General features: G+C 43.3%; 17 protein-coding genes. 6 read left to right on the top strand and 11 right to left on the bottom strand.

All coding sequences use genetic code 11. The features are described from left to right. Positions 1 to 52: 52 nt before the first annotated feature. Complete coding sequence (locus tag AC3E9V_RS12480) at positions 53 to 721, top strand: winged helix-turn-helix domain-containing protein (protein ID WP_488753535.1); 669 nt, start codon at positions 53 to 55, stop codon at positions 719 to 721. A gap of 145 nt (positions 722 to 866) precedes the next feature. On the opposite strand, the gene AC3E9V_RS12475 is transcribed toward AC3E9V_RS12480, so the two are convergent. The 5 genes from AC3E9V_RS12475 to AC3E9V_RS12455 all read right to left on the bottom strand — a co-directional run bounded on the left by AC3E9V_RS12475 (position 867) and on the right by AC3E9V_RS12455 (position 6,808). Continuing rightward, positions 867 to 1,448: a YdeI/OmpD-associated family protein gene (locus AC3E9V_RS12475; protein ID WP_488753534.1), complete on the bottom strand. Its 582-nt coding sequence runs from the start codon at positions 1,446 to 1,448 to the stop codon at positions 867 to 869. Positions 1,449 to 1,550: 102 nt separating this feature from the next. Continuing rightward, complete coding sequence (locus AC3E9V_RS12470) at positions 1,551 to 2,213, bottom strand: GIN domain-containing protein (RefSeq protein ID WP_488753533.1); 663 nt, start codon at positions 2,211 to 2,213, stop codon at positions 1,551 to 1,553. Positions 2,214 to 2,265: 52 nt separating this feature from the next. Beyond that, entirely contained in the window at positions 2,266 to 4,929 is a 2,664-nt protein-coding gene (locus tag AC3E9V_RS12465; RefSeq protein ID WP_488753532.1) for a TonB-dependent receptor domain-containing protein, read from the bottom strand. A 77-nt stretch (positions 4,930 to 5,006) separates the two neighbouring features. Then, complete coding sequence (locus AC3E9V_RS12460) at positions 5,007 to 6,170, bottom strand: FecR family protein (RefSeq protein WP_488753531.1); 1,164 nt, start codon at positions 6,168 to 6,170, stop codon at positions 5,007 to 5,009. A 95-nt stretch (positions 6,171 to 6,265) separates the two neighbouring features. Further along, positions 6,266 to 6,808 carry an RNA polymerase sigma-70 factor gene (locus tag AC3E9V_RS12455; protein ID WP_488753530.1) on the bottom strand — a complete coding sequence of 181 codons (543 nt, stop codon included), beginning with the start codon at positions 6,806 to 6,808 and terminating at the stop codon, positions 6,266 to 6,268. Between the two features lie 156 nt (positions 6,809 to 6,964). Here AC3E9V_RS12455 and AC3E9V_RS12450 point away from each other — a divergent pair, with 156 nt between their 5' ends. Further along, positions 6,965 to 7,225 carry a GreA/GreB family elongation factor gene (locus AC3E9V_RS12450; RefSeq protein WP_488753529.1) on the top strand — a complete coding sequence of 87 codons (261 nt, stop codon included), beginning with the start codon at positions 6,965 to 6,967 and terminating at the stop codon, positions 7,223 to 7,225. Between the two features lie 443 nt (positions 7,226 to 7,668). Here AC3E9V_RS12450 and AC3E9V_RS12445 read toward each other — a convergent pair whose 3' ends face one another. From AC3E9V_RS12445 to AC3E9V_RS12420, 6 genes are all read right to left on the bottom strand, one after another. Next, complete coding sequence (locus tag AC3E9V_RS12445) at positions 7,669 to 8,529, bottom strand: hypothetical protein (protein WP_488753528.1); 861 nt, start codon at positions 8,527 to 8,529, stop codon at positions 7,669 to 7,671. Further along, positions 8,526 to 9,221 (bottom strand): glycoside hydrolase family 25 protein, encoded by a 696-nt coding sequence (locus tag AC3E9V_RS12440; protein ID WP_488753527.1) that lies wholly within the window; start codon positions 9,219 to 9,221, stop codon positions 8,526 to 8,528. Before AC3E9V_RS12440 ends, AC3E9V_RS12445 begins: the two co-directional genes overlap by 4 nt. Positions 9,222 to 9,450: 229 nt before the next feature. Further along, a complete protein-coding gene (locus AC3E9V_RS12435) occupies positions 9,451 to 11,724 on the bottom strand; it encodes a YCF48-related protein (protein WP_488753526.1) in 2,274 nt (757 codons plus the stop codon). Positions 11,725 to 13,269: 1,545 nt separating this feature from the next. Continuing rightward, on the bottom strand, positions 13,270 to 17,838 hold the full coding sequence (locus AC3E9V_RS12430) for an alpha-2-macroglobulin family protein (protein WP_488753525.1): 4,569 nt from the start codon (positions 17,836 to 17,838) through the stop codon (positions 13,270 to 13,272). Positions 17,839 to 17,843: 5 nt separating this feature from the next. After that, a complete protein-coding gene (locus AC3E9V_RS12425) occupies positions 17,844 to 20,705 on the bottom strand; it encodes a carboxypeptidase-like regulatory domain-containing protein (protein ID WP_488753524.1) in 2,862 nt (953 codons plus the stop codon). A 109-nt stretch (positions 20,706 to 20,814) separates the two neighbouring features. Then, positions 20,815 to 21,147, bottom strand: coding sequence for a hypothetical protein (locus AC3E9V_RS12420; RefSeq protein WP_488753523.1), 333 nt, complete (start codon positions 21,145 to 21,147; stop codon positions 20,815 to 20,817). Between the two features lie 75 nt (positions 21,148 to 21,222). On the opposite strand from AC3E9V_RS12420, the gene AC3E9V_RS12415 reads away from it, so the two are divergent. From AC3E9V_RS12415 to AC3E9V_RS12400, 4 genes are all read left to right on the top strand, one after another. Then, the gene (locus tag AC3E9V_RS12415) at positions 21,223 to 21,354 is read left to right on the top strand and encodes a hypothetical protein (RefSeq protein WP_488753522.1); all 132 of its coding nucleotides are present in this window, start codon (positions 21,223 to 21,225) and stop codon (positions 21,352 to 21,354) included. Between the two features lie 318 nt (positions 21,355 to 21,672). Next, complete coding sequence (locus AC3E9V_RS12410) at positions 21,673 to 22,299, top strand: hypothetical protein (RefSeq protein ID WP_488753521.1); 627 nt, start codon at positions 21,673 to 21,675, stop codon at positions 22,297 to 22,299. Positions 22,300 to 22,308: 9 nt separating this feature from the next. Next, positions 22,309 to 24,192: an ATP-binding protein gene (locus AC3E9V_RS12405; protein ID WP_488753520.1), complete on the top strand. Its 1,884-nt coding sequence runs from the start codon at positions 22,309 to 22,311 to the stop codon at positions 24,190 to 24,192. Positions 24,193 to 24,403: 211 nt separating this feature from the next. Next, positions 24,404 to 25,578 (top strand): IS3 family transposase gene (locus AC3E9V_RS12400; protein ID WP_488751913.1). Its coding sequence is split into 2 segments (ribosomal slippage): positions 24,404 to 24,659 and positions 24,659 to 25,578, totalling 1,176 coding nucleotides; the frame shifts between segments, so codons are not numbered across the junction. Positions 25,579 to 25,752 lie beyond the last annotated feature (174 nt).

Below are 25,752 nucleotides of genomic sequence, written 5' to 3'. Positions count from 1 at the left end.
TCTTTAGCCACAAACCCATAACAATTCCCACTGATTTATAATTTTCATTATTTTGAACTGTAACCAAATCCCACAATCCTATTTTCTTATATCCCTGCTTTCAGACAGACGTTTTCCATCAGGGTATACCGTTTCAGTTAATGAATGTTCGAATACCGCTATGGCTTATGGTTTTCAGGTAAATAACGGTGATGCTGCAAGCATTCTGCCTTGTCTTGGAAGAAATCAGGAAGCTGGCTGTTATACCATGGAATTCTTCTTTCCTCATTTATACGCACCATCTTACGATTTTTCATTTATGGGCCTGGCCGGTGGTGGTGCATTGATATTGTTTGGGCTGTTGATCGGACGCATTGGGAAAACCTCACCTTTGGTACCTGTACAGCATACCAGTCACTCAACGATAACGCCAGCCGCTGAAGAAGTGGTTGCCCTTGGGGACTTCTTTTTTGATGTGAGGAAAAAGCGATTGTTATCAGGCAGCAAGGTGATTGACCTTACGGATAAGGAATGCAGGATTCTCGAATTACTCGCACAAAACCCGGGTGAATTGATCCCCAGGCAAACGTTTATGGAGGAAGTGTGGATCAACGAAGGGGTTATCACGGGTCGCAGTTTGGATATGTTTATCTCTAAGCTGAGAAAGAAGCTGAGCAGTGATCCCCTGCTGAGCATTACAAACGTCCATGGGAAAGGCTATAAATTTGAAAGCCGAAAGTAATTTTATTTTTTCTGCCACACTACTTTTTTTGAGCACTAAACGTGTAGTTTACTTTGATTCCGGATACACCTTAAGCCTGGCGAGCTATTTTTTGGTATTTTGTGTCGATCGAGTTCACAAACCGGACGGTACGCTCGACCGCTTTTCATCTGAATTGATCTGGTCTTACTCCTTTAGCAGCTGATCGTACTATTTCTGCAATTCTCTTCTTTCTTGTTTCACTTCTTTTTGCAACTACAACCCAATGCAGCATTGATTTTTTAATTGATTTTGGCTGGCTCTGAAAAAATTCCATCGAACTTTTATCCTTACTCAATGCAATCCTTAGATCTTCTGGCATAATCAATTTTTCAATAGCATCCATTTTTGACCATGTCCCATTTTGTTTAGCAATTTCTATGCTGTCAAAACCTGCTTTTGCCATTAAGTTGTTTTGGATGAGTTTGGCCACCTTTTCTTTGTTTATTTTTGACCATGTGCTATTTGGTTTTCTCCTGCTGAAATATTGCATATATCTTTTCTGGTCAATAGTCTTCCTGGTACTATCTATCCACCCAAAGCAAAGTGCTTCATCCACAGCTTCACTCCAGCTAAGAGAAGGGATCTTTGTGAATGACTTAAAACAAACAAGCCAAACAGACTGCTTTGACTGATGGTTTTTTTCTAACCATTTTCGCCAATCCGCTCGGCTTTTAGGACAATACGTTTCTATCTCCTGGTCAGGCATTTCTATTTATCAACTTCTTTTTGATTTCTATAAGTCAATTATTCCTTGTGACAAACCTAAACCTGACGAGTGACAACCCTATGTCATTGGGCAAATTACGCCCTAATCAACATTTATCAGGTTCAGGCTGCCTTCCACCTTTTTATTGATTTCCGGTGATCCTGAATACTTCACAGTAGCGCTGCCCTGTACTTTGATAGAAAGCGCTTTGCTCACGGCTATATCTATATCCGCACGGCCATTTACATCAACCGAAGTTGTGCTGCTTTGAAACTCCGCATTTCTGATCTCTCCGTCGCCAGACACCCGTATATGTTGTGTTTCTGCATGACCGGCAAGGGAGATCTCCCCTTTTCCATCAATTTGAACAGTGAATGCATCGAGGATGAGCTCACCATTGCTTACCACTTTGGACGAACCGGAAACATACACCTCGTTGATATCCGGGGTGGTGAGATGAACCCAGACGCCATGGTCGGTTTCAAAACATCCGATATTTCCTTTAAAACCAATTTCCAGCAGTCCCTGTTTGCCGGAGTACTCAAGTTCCTGCATCATTTCAGGCTCTGCAACGACTTCCACGGAAGTTACAGAATCCTGCGTGACGGACAGGTTTACGGGGCCCATCAGGGAAACTTTCCGGATAGACTCAACAGGGAGCTCGTAAACGTAGGCTTTGCCGGACCCAACGAGGCATACAGCTTCTTCGTCACAGCTTGTGATAAAGAAAATAAGGCATAGGGATAACCATATCAGTTTTTTCATGATAATATTTTAATTGAAAGGAAGTAGTTAAGTAAAAGGTGTAGTTAAGTAATCAGAACTCCAGGCGATAGCTAAGGACGGGGATTATACCGGCCATTGGATAATCCATTATTTTGTCCGCCTCCGAATCGTAATACTGGGCCCAGGTGTTCAGGCGATTTGTCGCATTTTGAATATCCAGTGAAATGACATGTTCTTTATCCTTTTTGAAAAAATGCATGCGTAAACCCAGATCAACCCTGAAATAATCCCTGGTTTTTATGGACCATGGACGGTTTTCTAAATAGACCGTTTCTCCATCAGCACGGGACTGATCCAGGTCTATTGGCAGCTGTCTTTTGCCGCCTGACCACATCACCCTGGCGTTGATGTTCAATAACCCGTTTTTATTAAGGGTCCACTCTTTCCCTGCCACAAAATTGTTGACATATTGTATGTTATATCTTGTGTTGTACCATTTCCCGTCCTTTGGTTGATACCTGGAGTCGAACAGCGAGCTGGTGATGAGGAAATAGTATTGATCACTGAAAGACTTTTGGAGTGTCAGTTCCAACCCGTAGTTTCTCCCTCTTCCCGCATTGACCAAGGTATCTTCGTCATCAAATCCGCCGAAAACAGGTGAGTAATAGCTATTGGGGTTGTCGGGCACAGGTAGCCTGTCGATGAGCTGGTAATACGCCTCCGTTTTGAAATGCAGGTTTTGATTGAAGGATTTGGAGTAGCCAAGCACGAAATGATGAGCCCTGGTTAGTTTCAGGTTCCTGTTTGGCAGGAATACATTTCCATCAGCATCCTGAGTCTCTACAAAATAGACAGGAAGGTTTTCATGCCTGCTATGCATGCCGTAACCAAAGGTTAGCTTTTGTCCCGGCTTTAATTCATAGGAAAAACCGATCCGGGGTTCTGTGACAAAGTCACTGTTCAATTCAAAATACGTAAAGTGTTCTCCCAGAGTGGCCACCAGTTTGTCACTGAATTTATACCTGGCCATGACGTATCCCTGGTACATGCTTGTTTTGCCCTTGCTATTGATTTCCGTTCTCCATAATCCAGTGTCATCATCGACCTCTTTGGAATAGTAGTCGTAGTTTAACCTGCTGATAATCAATCCATACCGGGTGCTTAACCTGCTGTTGTGCTTGCGGTTGTAATATGAACTCAGGCGAAGGGACCTTTTATTAAGGTGATCATAGAAATAATCACTCAATTCTCCGTCATCGTCAATCTCTTTGTAATCCTGGGAGCTATAGCTTTCAGAGCTGGACAACACAGTTTCGAAGTACGATTGGTTATCCAGGAAATACGTGTGGGTGATCCCTGAGGCATACATGCCCGTTTTCGTAAAGTCGTCATACCCATTGTCAAAGTCAGCATGGGTGGAATCCGGCAAATAACTTTCCGAAACATCCGAGATCCCGCCTACTCCCCAGAGTGAGAACGTTCCGGCCTTTTTGGTCGGCAGGTTCACTTTGAATGAAAGGTCCTGGTAATTGGGTAGTGCATTTTCAGACACTTCAATATTCAGATTGTTGAGCACGGATAATGTTGAGTAGCGATAGTTGAAAAGATAAGAGCCGGAATAGTTTTTATTAAATGGCCCTTCGGATGCAATATCAAATCCCAGCATCCCGGCCTGGAAGGTGTGCTCCCAGGTTTGGTTGTTGCCGTTTCTGAGTCGTAAATCAAAAACCCCGGATAGCGCATTTCCATAATCTGCCGAGAATGCCCCGGTGAAGAAGTCTGAGCTGCCAAGCATGTTGGAGCTTAGAATGCTGATCGCTCCGGAGGAATATCCTTCCTCTGCGAAATGGTTAGGACTTGGAATTTCCACCCCTTCCAGCTTCCACAGCAGCCAGTTGGGAGAGTTGCCGCGAATCACGATTTCATTGGATATGTCATCCGTAGCGGCCACTCCTGCAAATACCTGGGCCATACGCGCCGGATCGCTAAGACTGGCAGCATATCGTTTGGTCTCCCCGGCATCAAAAGATTTGCCACTTACGATGGCCATTTCATTGAGCATTTCATCATTGGCAGTAGTGACTACAACTTCTTCCAGGGAAGTAAGGCTCTCAGTCAATGGGACAGTAAGAATGGTCTCCTTGCCTGAGCCCAGTACAATTTCTGACAGATAAGCATCCTCATAGCCCACAAACGAGACCATTATGCTGTATCGACCCAGGGGAAGTCCTTCTATCTTGAAATTGCCATCAAGATCGGATGTAGTACCACGCATGGGATCAGCATCTATCACCTGAATGGTCGCAAACGGAAGCGGTGCCCTCGACTCCTGGTCAATGATTTGTCCTCTCAGGTTTTGCTTCAAACCCGGTGCCTCCGGCATGGGGTCTTCTGTAGTTTTAACCGGGGTAATGACAAAGGTGTTATTGATTTTCTGATAGGTAAACCCCGAGTTGTCAAGAATCAGGTTGAGTACTTTTTCGATCGTGCTTTTCTCGACAGTCACATTGACTTTGGGCGCATCCCTGATCATCTCATGATTGAAAATGAGGTCAACATCCAACTGCTCTTTGAGTGTTTCCAATGCCTTTTCCAGGCTTGCGTCTTTGATTTGGAAGTCAATGCGCTTGTCATCCTGAGCCTGTACAGGCGATATAAGTAGCAATATGCCAACTACCAACCCTGTAATCAGGAGCAAGGTTCGTATTAACCCATGTAAACGGGAATGGCTCAAATAGTTAAGTTCTTTTTTCATAAATTTAATTGTTGAAAGATTTTAACAGGTCTTTTAATTGATTAATCGATGGGAGATGTGGCAGCATCTCCCATTTTTTATTTGATGATAATTATGTTTTCTTTTAGTTCAAATTGTATGTCAGCGCTGGCTTCCAGCATCTGAAGAATAGATGAGATCGGCTGTTCGCAATCCACCCTGCCGGTAAAGTGATAGTCCTTTGCCGGGTCATTTTCAAACTCATAGTCGAAATCATACCACCTGGATAGCCGTTTGATCACCACGTCCATATTGTCTTTATTGAATTCAAATTTTCCGTCTATCCAGGAAGTATAAAGGGCAGTGTTCACGCTTTCTATCCGCAGGGTGGATTTTGTTTTATTCAGGATGGCTTGTTTGCCCGGATCCAGGGTCAACCGGTCCTCTCCGGATTCGATCCGGACCTTGCCCTCTACCAGCGTGGTGGTAATCAGCGCTTCATTGGAATAAGCCGAAACATTGAATTGAGTGCCCAGCACCCGGATATTCTGCTGCTCACCTGACACTATGAAGGGAGTTCCCGTGGTGGTCACATCAAAATAGGCTTCACCTGCCAGGTACACCGTTCTGGTGCTGTCGCTAAAAGTTACGGGGTACCTTAAATTGGAGCCTGCATTCAGGGTCACGGTAGTTCCGTCTGAGAGGGTGACCCGATAGCGCCCTCCGAAAGGCGTTGTTAATTCATTGTAAATGACCTCCTTGTTACCTTTCTGACCAGGTGCGGAAGGACCGGACGAATAAACCAGTCCGGTGTTTTCCTTTTTTACTACCGCAGTGCCCTGATTGACCAAATTGGCAGGTCCGCTCTCCTTGAGGTTAACAGTACTGCCATCTGCGAGGGTTAAGGTGGCTTGCTGAATGCCAGGGAAGATTTTATCATCAATCCCGGCAAGCGGGTCCGCAGGTGTGCGGAACATGAAATAGTAAATCATCCCGGCAGAGACCAGGACAGGCAATAAGATCGACGCAGCGTATCTCAGGTACCTTCCGGGTTTCATTGAAACAACCCTGGTTTCTCCGGCCCTCTCTGACACCTGCTCAAAGGCAGACGTAGCATCCAGTTGTTGGTATAGATCCACATGATCCAACAAAGATCCATGAGAAGAAGACAGCCTGTCAAAGAGCGCTCTGTTTTCCTCGCTTTCCTGTATCCACCGATCCAGAATTTCTCTTTCTTCTGCAGAAGCAGCTTGTCTCAGTGCTTTGACAATCAGTTTTGACATATTGAATGACTGGTTCATAATTCCCTTGTTACGAACCTGAAACAACTACTCCCTGAAAGCGGGTGAAGACCCACCCGATATTTTTTAATAAACATTTAGAGGGTTAGCAGAAAGGAGAATAGTTCCGGCTTTATTCTGGCCTTTAATTTGGCATAAGCGATCTTCTTCTGCGTTTTGACGGTATTTTCAGAAATGCCAAGTGTCTCCGCTATCTCACGGTTCTTCAGGCCTCTCAGGACGAGCAGCATGATCTTTTGCGCAGCTTCCGGCAAATCCATCACTTCGGCATAAAGCTGGCCGTAGACTTCTTCTTCGATCACCTTGCGATGAAAATCGTCATCATTTTCCAGTTCTCTGGCCAGTGCCGGCTCATGCTTTTGAACAACCAGCTGGTGTTTGACATGATTGAGACACTTGTTTCGCATGGTGGTGTACAGAAATGATTTCAGCGCCGGTTCATTTTCGAAATCAGCCCTTTTCTGCCATAAGCTCACAAAAGTATCCTGAACCAAATCTTCGGCTACCTGGACATCCTTCAGGTACTGATAGCCAAAGGCACACAACCGGTGAAAATACTGGTTGAATATATGTTCGAAACTACCCTTGTCTCCTGATTTGAACCCTTTTATAATGTCCATCGAAAAAGTTGTCAGGGTAAAATTAAGAGATTGGGTGGATTTTTGTAGCGGTTGTACCGGAAGCGTTTTTCAATTATTCCAGCTTTAGTCTAATCATACAGGGTTGAATCCTTTACGCGATTCTAAGGGTGTGCTTAGGTTATTGATGTATTTAAAGTGATAGCGTACCACCCCCACCAGGAAGGTAAAATCATGTTTGGGGCCTGGGTGGAAATCGAAAATGTAGCTAAGGGACTGAAAAAGCGCTTGCGCATCGTGGGCTATGAAGAATTGATTGGGCATAAAGATTACATTTCTATGGACTCACCCATGGCCCAGGCGCTACTCCACAAAAAAGTGGGCGATGAAGCCATCGTCGAAACCAAAATAGCCCAATTCGTATGGCGGATCAAAACCATTGAGTATGAGAAAAGTTAGTCAACGGATTTGGTGCTGTTCGGTCATCCTTTTAATAACCATGTGAGTAGACATAGCTATCGGGACAACCGCAACCGCGCTTGTCATGACCGAAGCGTTATGGGTATTTTGTTTAGGCCAGTCCTTGATAATTCAACTTTGACTAAAAAAGCCTAATTCAATCTACTATGAAGGTTTTTCTAACCATGGAAGAAACTTCCTTTACCTCAAAACAAGCCATTTATTGCAAATTTTTGAGGTTTTAAGACCGGCCTTGATCGCAGCGGCGAACCGCTAAATTTCTAATAGAAATTTATTCACAGCCTTGATTTTTTTGTCCACCGTGGACTCGACGGTCCGCCGCTGCGGTTCGTTTTTGCATTAAGCCGTTCCCGGCCGGGACAAAAATGAAGGGCCAGACCGGCCTGAGGTCATTCAATGGGAATAAACAAGGAAACCCAACCCTAATTACCTATCTCCTTCCCCACCGCATGCATTTGTTGTTCAAATTTTGGGGTGATCACTGACTTATAAACCGTATAGGCCAGCAACGCATATCCCAGAGGCATTAGCAATAATGAAAAGAGCACCATCGAGCAAAAGATTGTAATCTTTCGGATAAGCTCCCTGCCCCCATCATGAATGAGCATTCTCAGGTGAGTAAATTCACCTTTGATGGATGTTTTCGCCTTTTTTACATCATAAGAAATATCCTCCTTCAGCTTTTTGAAAAACACAAGACCTTTTTTATCTCCATTGCTGATCTCTGTCAGGTTCCTGGCATGTTGCTGAGAAAGTTGTGATTTTTCTTTCTTGAGCTCATCAACCGACTGGTGAAGCTGTGTATAGTAAGCCTGACCGTAATCGATCGAAGCGCTGGCCGACAGCTGGCTCATGGTCACCGAAAAAAGCTGTAAGCCGGGATTTAACGTCAACGCAAGAATGAGTAGCTTGAAACTTAATGAACCTGGTTTTCCGAAAACGGACAAAGCGAATAACACAAGAATGACCCCTTTGATCAACCAACTTTTAGTTATTCCCAGCAGCATCAATTCCATGAGAGAGATTCCATTGGTTATGAGCAGATAATTTTCTGCTTTCCCAAGAGACTCATTCAAGGCCCCGGAATGACCCTTCAGAAAGGGAATCAGGTCGCTAATGCCTGAAAGGATGAACTTTAGTTCGGTAATAAACCCCAAAAATCCAATGTTCTTCTCTGACACCTGCTGAATATAGTTGTAGGCCATTTCCTCAAGCATGCCGGTCAATGCTATCAAAACCAACAGGCCGGAGATTATTAAAAAGGTTAAGGGTTTTCGGTTCATAGTGATTCTACCTGGATTAAATCATTCAGTCTGCCTTTAAAAATATCAAGGTCCATAACCGTGGAATGATCCGAGTATCGTTCGCTTTTCTGCCAGATCAAATATCCTTTGTCCTTCCAGGTGTCAGGTACGGTGGGCTTACTATTGGTGTAATCAGCTAACCAAAGCTCATAGCTGCCAAATACTGGATCTTTCAAATAGGTATTGGCGAATGATGGATCACAATAGATCATAGGCCTTCTGCTAAGTTTGGATTCAACCCTGGATAGAAATGCTTTAAGGTCTTTCTGCATCTGCTTTACATCCACGGTTGATGCAAGACCACCCTCCTCTACATCCACTACCGGGGCAATGTCTGAATTTTCCAGGCCCTGAATGTTTTCAAGAAAATGATCAGCTTGCTCCACCGGATCATCCTTAAACATATAAAAATGATAAGCACCTCGAATGAGCCCCTGCTCTTTGGCCGCTCTCCAATTGTTTCTAAAGTCGGGATCTACATACGTTATGCCCTGAGTAGCCTTGCAAAACACAAAGTGCAAAGTGTCTTTTGAATTTAGTTTTTCCAAAACATCCCCCTGATAGTGGGATATATCCAAACCGTAGTAGGTTCCGGGTTTCCCACCATCAAACCTTTCCACAACAGACTTTACTTTATCTGAAGTTATGTTTTCATCTTCTCCCAAATCCATCAGCGACGTATTTGACGGCTTCTTGTCACAGTCACAGCAGGAGTATAATAGTAAAAGCAGTAAGGCAAAAAATGATCCTCTCATTCCGTAATGTAAATAACTGATGGAATATAACCATAAATCGAGTTATGGCTGTTGGAGTCTGGCAATTCCAAAACCTAATCGTATGATTGACGATTTGCAATCAAACACAATGTCTCTCCTGTCTGATAGTGCAACTCCCGGAAGTTTATTCTTTTATGAGTCTGAAAACAGCTGTCTGCCCCCTATCATTCTTCACCGTTAATAAGTAGATTCCGGAAGGTGCGTTTATATCAAAACTTACTTTTTCAGAATGACTAAATTGATTTGCGTCAATAAGCTTACCTGAGATATCCCTTATTTCCACTTCAACTTTTTCAATTTCATTATCAAAATAAACAGTCAGCTTTCCTGATGTAGGATTGGGGTATACATTTATTTCCTGATCAAAAGAATTGGATAACATTCCCATTATAACCACTGATACACACTTGGATTGCAGAGTGCATTCACCCTTAGTAATCTTTACTGCATAACTTCCGCTTTGCGAAGCTTCAAATGATGCATTCGTTTCATCAGGAATCTCTGAGTTATCACTACAGTCAACCCACTGAAAAGCTACATTGGTTTCATGGGCCATAAGTGTGAAATCCGAAACGCTAACTGTTGTATCAATTGAATTTATCACCAAGTCGACTGTTATGAGAGAATCACAGCCATTTGAGTTCATTATGGTATCCAGATAAGTTCCTGTTTCAGTCCACATTTTACCACTTGGAGATATATAGTTCAGACAGCCTGTATCAGTGACTGAAGAAGCTGATGATTCGAGAACAGTTAGGTCAACTGTAATGACAGAATCACAACCTAAATGATTGGGTATGGTGTCCTTATAGATGCCATTGGAGGTCCATTCCAGGCCGCTTGGAGATATATAATAATTACAGGCACTCTCAACAATTTCCGTCTTTGTTGAATTTATGATTGATAAATCCACTGTGATGACGGAATCACAACCTAAATGATTGGGTATGGTATCCTTATAGATACCACTGGAGGTCCATTCCAGGCCACTTGGAGATATATAATAATCACAGGCACTCTCAACAATTTCGGATGATGACCAGTTAATCTTAAGCTCAATGGTGATCACCGAGTCACACCCTACAGCATTGATCAGGGTATCCAGATAAGTTCCTGTAGACTCCCATACCTGACCGGAGGGTGAGGTGTAACTGTAGCATTCAGCAGCGGCTATATCTGAAAAAGTAGACCGTAGTATCGTAAGATCAATGGTCATTACAGAATCACAACACATTGAATTAGGAATCGTGTCCATATACACTCCTGACTCAGTCCACACTTTATCACTGGGAGAAATATAACGGTCACACGCAGTCTCAGCAAAGGATCGAAATGTATGGGTACAATTAAACTTATAAAAATCACCCACTATTCCTTCTCCGCTACACCCCTCGACGATATATCCGGTAGTACGGTCAGGAAAATGAAGAGCGACGTTCCCGTAAATTTCACTATCAAGAGCTACCTCACTCCAGGAATCACCTCCATCCGTTGACTTTAATATCAGACTTGTGCCACATCCTGTCGGCCCATAGTTAAGACCTGAAGCAAAACCAACCGTCCGGTTGAGAAACTGTACATCCAGCAACATGGCATCCGATGACAATGACTGTGACGTCACTAATTGTGATGACCAGGTACCACCGCCATCATCTGTTCTAAATACTACACCTGATTGAATGGAGAATGATGCAGAAATGTTTTCACCTACTACAAAACCCGTTGATTCATTGATAAAATGAATGCCCCTAAATTGAATTTTGGTATCGGAAGATGGTATTTCCAAAGAAGTCCAGCTGGCCCCGGCATCTGTAGTCTTTAATACTACACCCTTATTCTCATTGAAATTTGATCCAGCAGCATATCCCACATTCTCATTTACAAAATCAACGGCAAACAGCGTTGTTTTTGCATCAAAGGTTCCTTCAATCCAGCTGGCTCCGGCATCTGTTGTTTTGAGGATAGTGGCATTCTGATCTGTATTTTCAGCAATCCCTACTGCATAACCTATCTCAGGGCTTGTAAAATCAACACCATACAGACTCCCGGAAAATGGCGTCTGCTGCATCCATGTTTGTCCCTGATCATAGGTATAATAGATCGTGCCGGATGCACCTACCGCATAACCTGTATCTGTTGTTGGGAAATGTATATTGTTTATTTGACCAAAATCGGGATTTCCGATCGAATCCCAGGTTATTCCCCCATCGTTTGTTTTATAGATCATCCCCGCACCTCCGGCTACATATCCTGTATCCGCATGAGTAAATGAAACACCCTTAATACCTCCAACTCCGACACTGCCTTCAGTCCATTGGGCATTTAGTTTGTAACAGTGTGAAATCAAAAACAGAATGGCTGAAAACAGAAATAACAAGGACTTGTAAGAACGGGACATAAAAAAATGGTAGATATTTAAAAAAAGTTCCGACAAATGTGAATGTTTTTTATCAGTAAATCAAATAGGCACTGAAGATATGAATTTGCCAATCGCTGGAATTACCTTGATTTTTAAAGCACCGAGGGTATGGGATTTGCCCGTTGATACACTTTGCTGGCAACACTAGCATTAATACTGAAGATTGCCGTCAAGCAGATTACAAGAAGTGTAAATGCAAATGCTCACAGAATGATGTATTCTTTTGGTTCAATTGAGATTCTACTTAACATAATAAAGGAAAAGAATTAGCCGACAAACTCAATATCGAAGGAATTAACATTATCGCTCCTGCTAAAATAGTCTAGCTTATGATACTTGGTTTTCATCTTTTTCCCATATACATCATTATATTTTACTTTTAAAATTACTGGTGTCCGACTAAATTTTAAATGTTCAAAAAAAGTACGTTTAAACGAAATGAGAAAAGATTTTTTCGATTTCCTAAAACTACCCCCTGCCCCTAAAGGGGTGATCGAAAGTCCCCTTTAGGGGATTTAGGGGCGCCCGGCTTAGGGGTAAATTTTGACGGATTTTCTTCGAAACCAAAATCTTTTCTCGGACGCTACTATTTTAAAATAAGAGTACAAAGTTTCTTCCTTATTTTCTCGCGAATATTAATCTGCTGTTCCTTGTTTTCATCTAAGTTTAGCTTGATCTCAACTAGTACATGTGTATCTCCTGCCATCACTGCAAAATCTTTATAAAGGGAAGAATAATATGAATAAATCATATGTTTGGGCAATTTCTTAGGGAGCCAATCATAAATGTATTTTCGGAAGCCCCTCCATCTTCATAAACTTCTATGGTGGTTATCAAAGCAGTACCTGATCCCACGTTTTTAATATTTACTACAAGCTTGTTTTCAAAATCTCAGTATCCAACATGAATAATTGGACTCAAAGATTTTCTGAAATGGATTCTTTGTAATCTAAAAGTCAAGAACAATATTATTGCACTAGCAACAGTAGCTATTGTAACAAACAATGTACTTAAGTCTGGTGAATTGCTCATGATTGCAATTTGTGGATTTTTCAGCAGAATCTGTAAACAGCTGATTCGGTTCATTCCAAACTCTGCTAGGAATCCAAAAATCATCCCTTAAGCCTCCTTCAAGATCAAATTTAGAAATAAAAGCATAATAGTTTTTCTCAATATTGATCTGACGACAGAGAACGAATCCTTCAGAAGGTTTTTTTAATTGTTCTGTATCTGTACCACTGGTTATGCTGCCTGATCCATCTCTTCCATCTCCTCTTCTACATCTTCTGCTTTGGGTTCCGGCTGTGGCAGGTTGTAAAAAGCCGCCCGTACCGGGTCATCTTCAAACACAATGTCCGTAGCCCTGTCCAGCTTTAGTAGCCGGTCATAGATGGAGTTTAGCGCCTGTACCCGTGCCTGTGTGGCATTGGCTCGTCCGCCCTTGCTGCTTTCCAGGAAGGATAACGCAGTTAAACCTGAAATATGAAACAGAAAATCTATTCCAGACCTAAAACACTTTGATTCTTAGTGCTCTGTTCCAATTACTTCCACCTCGACTCCCTTCAGCCAGTATTTTTGATCATCCTGGTAATACAGGTAAGCAGAACTGGCTCTTCCCAGGTAGTTGCCCGGAATTTCTGCTTTGAGGTCTAATGGGATTTCAATCTTCTGACCAGGTCCCAGTTCTTTGAAATAAACGACCAAATCCCCTTCCATAATTTCATAGAAATCAAATAATCCATCATCCAGATACTCCCTCAGCTGCCATGTCTGCAAGCTCAAACCTCCGGGTATCCCCAGCCTCGCAATGGTCATAGGTACTCCCTCACCCTGAGTGTTGATCACGGAAGTAGTGAGCCGGACGGTCTCGTTTACTTTGATTTTAGAAGTGCTGAGTTTTTGTCTCAACTTAACAGGATCATCTGTTGATGCTTTGGGTGTTTTATCGCGCCATTCGACAGCCATATAGTAGGGCAAACTCGCATCGCTATAGGGAAATTTAAGCGTAATTTGGTTACCTCCATTTGACCGCAGATCGGAAGAGAAATCAGGGCAAATCAAAGGATCCTTCATTCCGGATTTGTATTCCAATTCACTTGTCAATTGTCCGTTTATCCACACTTCCATGGTGCCCGGAAATGCTTGCTGAGCCGAAAGCAGGTTATATTCAGTGATTGCCTGTAAAGCCAATGCTGTCGCCTGTGTCGTCCCGAAGCGAGCACCATGACGCCTGGACAGCAAATATTCAATCAGATTAGCCACGATGGAAATATCCGTTTTCTCTTCCTTTAAATATGCTAACGCCCATAACGCCGCTACTTCGATGTTCAAATTATAGCCATAACTTCGAACCACCGAATGGTCGGCTCTTAACGAATCAATTGACTTAGTCGCTAATTGTTGCTCAAAGTACGCTTGCAATGTCGCGTAGCTTTCCAGGTCGCCCAGATTATAAGCTGCACTGGCTAAGAGGGCCATGCGGTACAGGTCTTTGCTTTGAAGCACTTCTGACAAAGCCTTGTCATACTCCTTCCCGATTTCGGAAATGCCGATTTCAGAAAGGGCATAAGTGATATAGGCATTGTTCACTTCTTTTGAAGCGGCGGAAAACCCATATTTCCCTTTATATTGATCAAAACCACCCTTTCCATCTCTTCGAGATAGTAGCCACTCCACGGAACGCTGAATCAGCTTTTCGTTAACTCCATCGTACACGTTTTTCATTTGATGGAATTCCAATAAGCCAAATGCGGTTAGCGCTTCATGTGCAGGCTTATGACCGAACCATTCAAAACCACCTCCCTGGATTTCATAAGCTTTGAGTTTTTTATATCCGGAAGCTATATAACCCAAAGCCCTGGATTTGACTGAGGGATCACCAGAGCCGGTTGACTTGAGATACCTCAAAGCGAGGATGCTGGGATACAGAGTAGATGATACCTGTTCAAAGCAGCCGTGAGGCTCGCGAAATAATGATTCTGCAGCAGACTCTAAATCGCTTATCACATTGGGGTAGAGCACCAGTTTGGTTTGAATGGTGCCTGCTTCGACATTGGAAAAATCGAAACTAAACGTACCATTTGGGTTGCTGCCGGAGTGTGACAATGTAGTTGGAAAACCCACCGGACTGATGGTGATTTCTCGTTCCAGTTCATCGGTAAATCGTTTGCTGGAAAATGTAAAGCGGATCGCATGCTTACCGGTTAATTTTTTGGGTTTAATGGTCACAGGCACTGTCAGCTTTTCAGCAGGGGAAAGTACCATGTGATTTTCCAACCGGATATCAAAAGCGTCTGATGTTACCAACAACTCACCGTCAACTTCCTGATCAGTCTCGTTTGTTAAAATCACGTTAGCAACAGCCCGATCTTCCAGGCCCATTTGAAAGGGCAACTTCAAATCAATGCTGATCGGTTTCAGTGATGTATAAGTCTCTTCAGACCTGCCGAGCTTTCCGTTAGGAGAAAAACCTTCGGCGGTGATTCGGAAATTGGACGTTTGATCATTGGTAAAAAAAGTAAGGTCGGCTATACCATCTTCATTGGTAATGACCTCAGGGTTCCAGTAGACCAACTCCTCTATATACTGCCGTTTGGATTTCGAATGACCTTTCCGCTCAGGCAATGAATAGGTGTTGCGCACCAGGGAAAATTCACGACTGGTTATGACGACCCCATTATACTTCCCCTGGCGAGTTACCTGCTGATATTGATACAGCGGAGAAACAGAGGATTTGCTGGTAATAAATAATACCCCATTGACCGCTTTTCCCCCATATTGTAACCTTGCCTCAGGCGAATCCATATAAGTGATTCTTTCTACCTGATCAGGTGTAAACCGGTCGGTCAACAGGAAATTCTTACCAACTGAGGGGCTCATGGCAAACCCGTCCACAACGATCAAAGGAGCTCCATTACCGTAAGCCATGGATCTGGCCTCGCCAAAAGAAATGGATGAGGCAATTCCCGGATCGTTTCCTGCTGTAGTAACATACACTCCGGCGGCCTTACCCATCACCGCATGGAACGAACTAAAATCGGAGATGTTGTTAGTGTTAGTATGGACCTGGACCACGGAGCCAGTCAATCCCCTGACCTGCTGTGCACCATACCCCACAACGACCACTTCTTCCAGCGAACTGACATCTTCCTCCATGGAAACGTCAAACGAGCCTTCAAAAGCATCTACCTCTGATTCAACATCCGGATCGCGTTCATTATCGAGTACCTCAACATCCTCAATGTAGATTTCCTCCGGGATAACCTCGTAACCATAGTCCCGGTAATACTGGTTGCTCACTACAGGAGTTTTGGCTCTCGCATCATCAAGCTTAAGTTGATTTGGCTTTTTTGTGAAAAGGAAAAGCTCTGCAGCAGGATCAAAATCACGAACGATAAACTGTCCGTTAGTAGTAGTTTTAACCTTGATCATTCGTTGCTTTCCGGTCTTTTCGAGTGCATAAACATGCCCCTCTACGGGCTTACCTGTTTTGTCCAGCAACTGACCGGTAACCAGCCGGATCTGTTCCGGTGGATAAATAATCGGATTTGTGTCTAACTGCTTCCAGGAGTAGTTTGCCCATCCTTTGGTTAGCATCAGAAGGTCAAGAGCCTCAAACCTGTCGGCATTTTCCGGAGCGAAATAATACCCGGGTTCATTGATTTCCGCTTCTAATTCACCAGACAGGTAGAAGTAAGACAGGATATGATCACTTCTGTCATCGGCAAAGGAGATTAACTGATCGTCTACCACAGCGACCCCAAGCTTGGATTGTATCGGTTGCCCGTTGGCATCTTCCGTTTTGACCTGAAGTTCCACAGGCTCGCCTGGTAAATATTGGTCTTTGTTGGTAGATAAAGTGATGCGCATGGCCTGATCCATATTGACAAATACCATTCGCTCCGAAATCGGGTGATCGTGCTCATCATAAAGCACAAAGCGAGTGATCCCGATGGGAAGTGATGCTTTTGCCACTTCTATTTCCTTCAAATTATCATTCTCCTGAGCAAACACTTCCTCGCCCCGACTATACCCTTTTAAACTAAAGCCCTCACCTTTCCCCAGTACCTCAAATGTTAATATGTCTTCATCCTGCCTGCTAAGTGAAAGCGTGGGTACTTCTGAAGGAACAGGTAACTCAAAATACTGATCGATATCGGGTGAAGTAATTCGTGCTTTGTAAGATCTGTTTGGTTCGAAATTCATCCAAAACACACCCATACCATCATGTAAGCTTTCAAAATCGGTTACCAGCTCACCTTCATCGTCTATCACATGGCCCTTGATATCTGCACCCTTTCCGAATTCATTTGTCCCTTCAAAAGCCATGAAAATGGGTTCGCCAACTATAGCATGACCACCTTCAGGATAAAAGCTGAGGGTTATCTTGTTTAAAATAATGGGAATAAACCGGGAGATGGATTCGGTAATACCCTGATAGCTAACGATCGCCGTAATCAACACATCGCTGGATTCCAGCGTTTTATCAAGTGGATACCGAATCCTGACTTTACCCTCTGCATCAGTGGAAACCTGGCCGCTATCAAGCTGCGATCCCTCACGCTGAATCTTGTAATCCACTTTTGCATTGGTCGCTGATAAACCTTTAAGGTCCCGGACCTCCAGGGTAAACACGGCCGTATCTCCTGGCCCATAGTTCTCCTTTTCAAAATCCGGAGTAAGCAGTAAACGAGTAGTTAGCACATTCTGAACAGGTATCTCTCTCAGCAAGGGTTGAATATCCTGAAAATTTCTGGACCAGGAAGTGTAGGTTTTTAAAGTATAAACACCTCCTGCTGCAGGCAAATCAAAATCACCTTTAGCTGTTCCTTTTTCTACTGGCAGTGTGAGTTTCTTAAGTACAGATCCTCGCGGATCAATTAATTCTGCATAGACCACGTCACTGGTCTTGGTGGGCAAATGAGTACTGGCATCCAGAACGGTAAGACTAAACCGGATGATATCCCCTTGTCTATAAAATGGCTTATCAAGCTGAACGTAAATCTTTTCCCGGACACCTTCCAGCTCTTCTGATTGGCCATAAGATACCAGTGAAAGCGGTCCTAATAGTATGAATAGGATTAATCTGAGCATCTTCCTCATAGCTTGACAATGATTTTGAATTCGTAACTTCTGACGGAAGGCATATTGAACATATCCAAACCTCTGCCTAATGAATACCCAAATAGCCGGGTTTCGGGATCAACACCAGAATATGGAGTGATCTGAAAGAAGTTGCTCCCAATGAGGGTCAGTGAAATTTCCTTGAAAGTTGATTGGTTCAGGAGTGGTATGGAGTAGCCAAGAGTGACTTCACTCAGCCGCAAAGAGGAAGCATCTTCAATGTATTCTTCAGTCACCCCTCCCCGCCCGTATCGGACCCAGCGATTAGCGGCTATCGGTAGCGTGGCGTCATAGAAATTCACGGGCTGAGCATTTTCCACTCCATTCATATTCACCCCTTCAAAGATGTAATCACGAATGTTGCGACCTGAACCTGTTTTTGAGGAGCGCCCCACGTAATCAAGATAGGCTGCAGTGCCATTCCAGATTTCTCCTCCATAAGACGCTTCCATCAGTATATTCAGCCGCCACCCTTTCCAGGCCAAAGCCCCGTCAAAGCCCATCATCCAATCAGGATTTGGATTGGCAAGCGGTTTGGTCTCTCCACTGGAAATGGGAAAACCCTCATCTCCGATGACCAGGTTGCCCTGTTCATCGCGTTCATAGTACGTTCCATAAACACTTCCTAAAGGTTGACCTTCGGCAAACGCGCTATAGGCGTTGGTAAATCCTGCAAGCGAAATTACCTCTCGGCTACTGGTGGTAGAAATCACCTCCGGGACACTTCGCATCCAGTAAAGTCCTATTTCTACCTGAGGACCATTCCAATACCCAAAGAAATAATCAGCAGAAACCTTATAATTCGTATTGGCTAACTCTCCTACATTATCGAGTTCATAATGATCAATGTTATAGACAGGAAGGATGTAATCGTGTATGGTTTCATAACTAGAGTTGAAGGTTAAATTAAAACCATAGAAGTACTCAAAGCCTACATCCAGGTCAAACTCAAACTTATCGGTAATTTCCGGTCGAAGGCCCGGGTGAAATGTTAATTCAGAGGACTCAAACACCTGGCGAAAATCTCCTGAAGCTAGCCTGGTTGACCTATAGGCCCAGTCATTGTATAGCAGTGACGCCTCCCGGGCGGATCGGGAAAAACTTAATTTAGGAGAAAGAGTAAACGGGTATGGATGTAAGTCCGCCCGCATCCCGATGAAAGGAAGAAAATTGGTAAAATCACTATAATCAATGGTATTGGAAAAGTAGTAAGCATGTCCCAGGTGGATGCGATAGTCGTGATCATAAACAATTTTATGGGTGTTGGTAAGCAGGTGTGAATATCTCGCTCGTTGGTACCTAAGGTCATTCGTAGTTGCGGCTTCTTGCATTTCAGGTTTGGAATTGTCGGAAAAGCCAAATCCATTTTGTCTATAAAGGGACTGATTGGTAGCAGAGAACGCATAGTCCATGTATACTTCGTACTGCCAATAGCCACCACTACTCCTATGCTTAAAATTGGGAGTCAGCTTAAAATCACCCTGATGCCTTTGCTCGGTTCTTTCACTAAAAATACCCTGAGGAAAACCGGCATATCCTGCTGGAACGCCAAATCGTGACATATAGTCCTGTAACTGGTAGCTTCCTTTAGCATCGATTTTCCATTGATTTCGATAGTTATCGTCAGACAACCGCCATTGATAATCAACACCTGTAAAATAGTGGTTAAGTTGATCTATATCCGGGCTGGTCGCCGCCAGTCCATAGGGGTTATTGGCACCACCCGGAGCAAAAGATCTCACCCCGGCAGTATTGAGTTGATAACTGCCTGGGTTATCAAATGCCTCCTTTCGCTGGAATCCATTAGAGGGATCAAAGGTGATTGGAGCGCTCCAGAGGTCCCCGATTGTTCTGGCTATATTCGCTCCATGCGGAAGTAATGTTCCGTCTGAATGATCATACATGGCTCGAACATCCATTTCGCTGTGTGCACTCACAGGTATATCTTCCAGGTCCAGGTGAACGCTCAGCTGCTTCTCATTAGATCCGGTTATGATACCCGAATTGCCCCTGTAATTCAGCCTACTATTGATGTTCATGCCATTGAGTAGGAACTGATTGTACATCAAATGGTGCTGGTGCATAAATCCATGTTTGAAGAAATCCGGAGAACCATAGTTGGAAGCCGGGATTCCGTTTCCGGTACCCTTAGGCACCAGCCTTCCTCCCTGGTCATATGCATAAGTACTGCCATCAAATTCCAGGTTTCGAATGTTCGGTCCCCAGGAAAAAAGTTCCTGATTATCGGGGCCTTGCCACGCCAGTGACCCGTTAACTGATCGGCCCTGAGCATAGACAGATTGTAGCTGAGGGGTCTGAGTGAGATGTGAAAAGCCTATCACCTGCGTGTACTGTATCCCAATTCCCTTTCTAACGTAGGGGTCACTTATTGATTTGATCAAAAAGTGATTTCCGCGTTCAGCAATCCTGATAATTTTCGGAATTTGTACTGATGAAAATGATTTATATTTTTTTGCACTATGGGTAAAACGGCCCACACCCGATTGCCCATTGGTGGTATCGCCTAGTAGATTGACAGGAAAAAATGGAGCCTCTTTTGACTGGTCATTTGACCTATTCAACCTGGTCTCGCCTACCTTCACCTCTCGCGTTGAAAACCCCACCCCGCTAAAAACCAGTGTGGATCCAATGGGTGCATTGATGGAATAATAGCCATCAATATCTGTGACCGTTCCCCTTGAAGTGTTTTTAATCGTAATCGTAATGCCCGGGAGTGGGTCACCGTTGCGATCCGTCAATCGGCCGGATAGGGTGCGTTCCTGGGCGGAAACCCATAAACTAAAAAAGGTAAAAATAAAGGCGGCTAAATATCTCATAAGGTTGTATTTTTCCTTTGAGATGACATGATACTAATAATTCCATAAAAAAATGTGAAAAATTTATGCGATGTGGGATTAGCGTTTAGATTCAGCAGTCAATTAAAACTTAAAACTCGTGTTTGTTGTCACCCTGCCTGCCTCTGTTGATGTATTCCAGCAAGCCATCCAGGTTTACCGATTGCACTTTCTCCGTATCAAAATCCTGCTCCTTCAGCTTCTCAAAATCCACTATACCAGTCTGGTGGAAGAGGTCAAAAAGCTTCTGACCGTTCCCTTCTTCCTGGTTTACAAAACTGCTCAGCCGGTCGATGCGCCAGTACGTAATATCATGCTTGCCAAGCCCAGATATACGGGCCAGCTTATCCCCTTCCGGCGTAAACCGATGCGTAATGAAAAAAAAGGTCCGGAACAGCAGTTTATCATCTACCACTTTTGCCATGAGGTAGCCCACTTTCACGTCAAACAGCTTCACCGGCAGCAGGAAATACCCCTTATAAACTTCAAACTGACTGATATGTTGCCAGATCAGGTAGTTGATCGCCCCTTTGTCCAGCAGATCAAGACGCTGCGACAGGCGCTCAATGACGTGGGACTGGATGTATACCTTCAGCTTAGCACGTTCAGAAATTTACCTCTTAGTCACTGAAGACTCGGCGAAAGTGACCCACTCAACCCAAACCTGTCTGCCGAAGCTTAGCGTAGACAGAGCTATATTATCCGGCACGCGTAGTGATAACGCAGGCCACCTCCCTGACGGCAGTCAGGTTATATAACAATACGTATCATTCGAGCAATGACTTAATAGTAATAGTCCATTGGTGGAACAAAAGCAGGAGTTCATGACTCAAAAACATCGATTAATCTAAGAGATGCATTAATGTGTATCATTTGATAGTATTTTGAACGAAATTTATTTCTTGATGCAACTGCCAATACCCCAATATTACAAACCGCTTAAAAGTCTATGACCACCATCCTTAAATTCCGGAAAGTCCAGCTAGTCGTGTTATTTTTAACCATTCCGTTTTTGTCGTGTAAAGACAATGACATTCCATCGGCTATAGTTGATGAAGTAGATCAGGACATGGAAATAGCTACTCAGATGGCCGATGACTATCTAAAATCAGTCATTGAGCTTCAATATGCAAATGGTTCTACCTCAAGAAATGCAGACAATATTGATGACATTGATCTTATAGAAAAATCCATTACTGTTCTAAAATTTGTCAATAAACAGTTGGTTTATAATACCAATACAGATACAATTAAAGGGTATCAAAGCGTTGTTGAGACCACTATTACAGCCTCAGCACAACCCGGAGAATACATTTTTTGGTTTGCAGGAGCAGGTATAACCTCCCTTGACAGCATCGACTTTGACAATGAATCTGCGGAGTTTTTGGATCAATTGCCGCTCGAAATTCGAAACTACCATTCCTGGGTAGTGCAGGTTCCTATAGACTTTGATCCTGAACGTGATTTCTTAAAATATGACATTGTTTACCAAACCAGAGAGAGCGCTGGTGTTAGTATCCGTTTGGACCCTAAAATCCAGGTGGTAAATGCGGAAGAAAGGAATGGTGCTAATTGATGGTTTTAAATGAAAAGCATAAAATTCTTCCTTTTCTTTTTCTTTATAACCAGCATTAACGCATGGGCTCAAAACCAGATTAAGGCTGATAGTATCAAGAAAGTAATTGACCAGGGAATATTGTCCCCTAGCCAGGAGCTTAATGCATACTACTGGGCTTCTACTTATGCCAGTGGAGCTTACGAAAAACTCGAATATGGTGAGAAGCTACTGGAGTTGGCTGAAAAGGCCAATAGTCTCGAATATCGGATAAAAGCCAATTGTAAGATCGGTATCGCACACCGGTTTATGGGCAATCTCAGTCGCGCACTGGAATATTTATTCAAAAGCGCTGAGGAAGCTGAGGGCAAAGAGCAGTTTCGAAATATACTCGCCGAGGACATCTACAGCGAAATATCAACGTGCTACACCCAGAATGGAGACTCAGAAAATGCATTGTACTACGGCTCCAAAGCCATCAATATCCTCCGTAAGACCAATAGAAGGCAACGTCTGGCTTTAAGTTTATTAAACCTGGGATACGATTACTATCTCATAGGTAATTACGATTCTGCCATGTCATACTATAATGAATCTGAGGCCATCTTAAAAAACATGGACATGAAGATTGGTATGGCCTATATTATCGGCAACCGATCATTGATCTACTGGAAACAGGGAGATTACGAAATGGCTAAAAAAGGTTTGTTTGAGGCCATAGGATTGCTGCAACCGATCGGTGATGACTATGGGATGGCTGATTACTACAATCACCTGGGAAAAATTTACCTGGAAGAAAAACAAGACCAGGAGGCCTTTACCTATACTTTAAGAGGATTGGATCTGGCGAAGAATGCCGGACTGAAAGAACAAGTAAGGGATGCCTCTCAGATTTTGTATCGACTTTCGTTGAAAAAGAACAATCTACAGGATGCGATCCATTATCAGACGCAATACTATGCTTATAAAGACAGCATCCAAAACCTGGAAACCACTCAATACCTTGCGGACCTCAGAACGGAATACGAAGTAGGCCTTAAGCAAAAAGAGGTTAACCTTTTGCTGGAACAACGGAAAAACACAGAAATTGTCATCATCACCGGAGCATTGTTATTGGTTGCGTTTATCATTCTCATCTTTATGGTTTATATATCCTTTAAATCCAAAAAGCGGCTTAGTATACAGCTTGAGAAGCAAAATGAAGATCTGGAGGTTCTAAATCATGCTAAAGACAAATTTTTTTCTATCGTTTCACATGACTTAAGAGGGCCGGTGCATACATTATCCGGTCTAATTACTGTTTGTCAGATGTATCTGAAAGATGGTAACCCTAAACAAATCATCAACATTGTAGATCAAATGGGGGCGAGTGTGCAGCGATTGGTCATGCTGCTCGATAATCTGCTTAACTGGGCTATGAATCAAAGAGGCCAGTTTCCCTATGTGCCCGAGAAACTTGACCTGGGTGAGCTTACAGCCAGGGTAATGGAAATGTACAATGATAACGCCATAGCCAAGAATATTGACTTGAAGTATGAGATAGAGGATAATTTGTACTTATACGGCGACAGGAATACGATCTCTACCATTCTCAGAAACCTGGTGCACAATGCAATCAAATTTACAAATACCGGAGGACAGGTGGAAGTGATTGGCTCAGCCAATAAGGTTGACGGCTTTTGTCGAATAAAAGTATCTGATAATGGTGTGGGTATGACGCCAGAGAAAGTTGATAAGCTTTTCCAGTTTGATGAGTCAGTCACCACCCATGGAACGATCGGTGAATCTGGTCTCGGTCTCGGTTTGCAGCTGGTTTATGAATTCGTTCGAAAGAACAAGGGAAATATAGAAGTGAGTAGTGAACTGAACAAAGGCACTACATTCATTATATCCCTCCCCCTGTTTGAAGCCTGATTTTTGACTCCCTACTTTGTTAAGTTGATTTTCAACGCAAAAATATGCGTATTTAATTCTAAACATCCCTGGCCGGGCGCCCCCCCTTTTACCCTCTTCCAATGTTATTAAGTTAAGACCTCTAAGTCCTTCTTCTTTTGGGAGAAGGATTTTGAACCTGCTACATTTGACCGGACAGTAAGTTAAGCTCGGGTAGCTAAATTTACTGATAATGAAAAGAGAAAGAAGAAACTTCGATAAGGAGTTTAAATTAATGGCAGTGAACCTGTGTTATGGGGATAAATCCACAAAGGAGGTTGCTGAAGAACTTGGAGTCAGACCGGAGCTTGTCAGACGGTGGAAGCGTGAACATGAACAGTACCAGAGTGGTAGCTTTTCAGGCCATGGAAATGCAAACATGACAGCTGAACAGAAGGAAATAGCCAAGCTCAAGAAAGAATTGAAAGAGGCCCAACTGGAAAGGGATATCTTAAAAAAGGCAGTAGGCATCTTCTCCAGGAACGACAACAAATATTCCGGTTCATGAAGGATCACCGCCACAGGTTTGGTGTCGAGAAGATGTGTAAAGTCTTCAATGTAAGCAGAAGTGGTTATTATGATTGGTTGAATAGAAAGCCTTCCAGCAGACAGCTTGAAAATCAACAGATCACTGAAGAAGTACAGATGGTTTACCAACAGAGCAAAGGTCGTTACGGCAGCCCCAAAATAACTGACGAGCTTAGGGATAGAGGATGGAAAGTCTCTCGCCCCAGGGTAGCCAGGATCATGCGCTCAGAAGGGCTTAAAAGCATTGTCAACAAGAAGTTTAAAATACTTACCACCGATTCCAGGCACAACTTGCCAGTGGCCGAAAACTTACTTGACCGGGATTTTGTAGCAGAAGCACCTGGCCGGAAATGGGTTTCGGATATCACCTACATCCCAACTCGTCAAGGATGGATGTATTTAACCATTATTATGGATTTATATGATCGGAAAATAATCGGATGGGCATTAAGTACTACTATGACCGCCAAGGATTCGGTATTGGCTGCCTGGAAAATGGCAGTTCTGAATAGATCTTTTGTCCCTCATCAATTAGTTTTTCATTCGGATCGTGGAATCCAATATGCCTCATCTGCATTCACAGGTAAGCTTAAGCATTATCAAGTGATACAAAGCATGAGCCGGAAGGGCAATTGTTGGGATAATGCAGTGGCGGAAAACTTCTTTAAAACCCTAAAGTCTGAATTGGTCAAACACACGAACTTCAACAGCATTCTGCAAGCAAAAACAGAGTTGTTCGAGTTCATCGAAATTTGGTACAATCGCAAAAGAAAACATGCATATCTGGGGTATAAAACTCCGGAACAATATTGGAAAATCAATTATTCAAAATGCGCTTAACTATTTGTCCAGTTTTTTATTGCAAGTCCAATTAGGATGAGGCCAGACAAAACAAAATCCTTAACTTAATAACATCATTGACCCCGTTCAAAGGGGGATTTAAGGAGTTTTTACGTAAGGTGAGTTAGTAATGATCAGCATGTTATGAATTTGGTTACTATCAAATGATCAGAA

It is taken from the genome of Marinoscillum sp. HNIBRBA16962 (genome assembly GCF_057801515.1).
The sequence above is the reverse complement of the archived record's forward strand: the minus strand, read 5'-3'. Positions and strand labels throughout refer to the sequence as shown.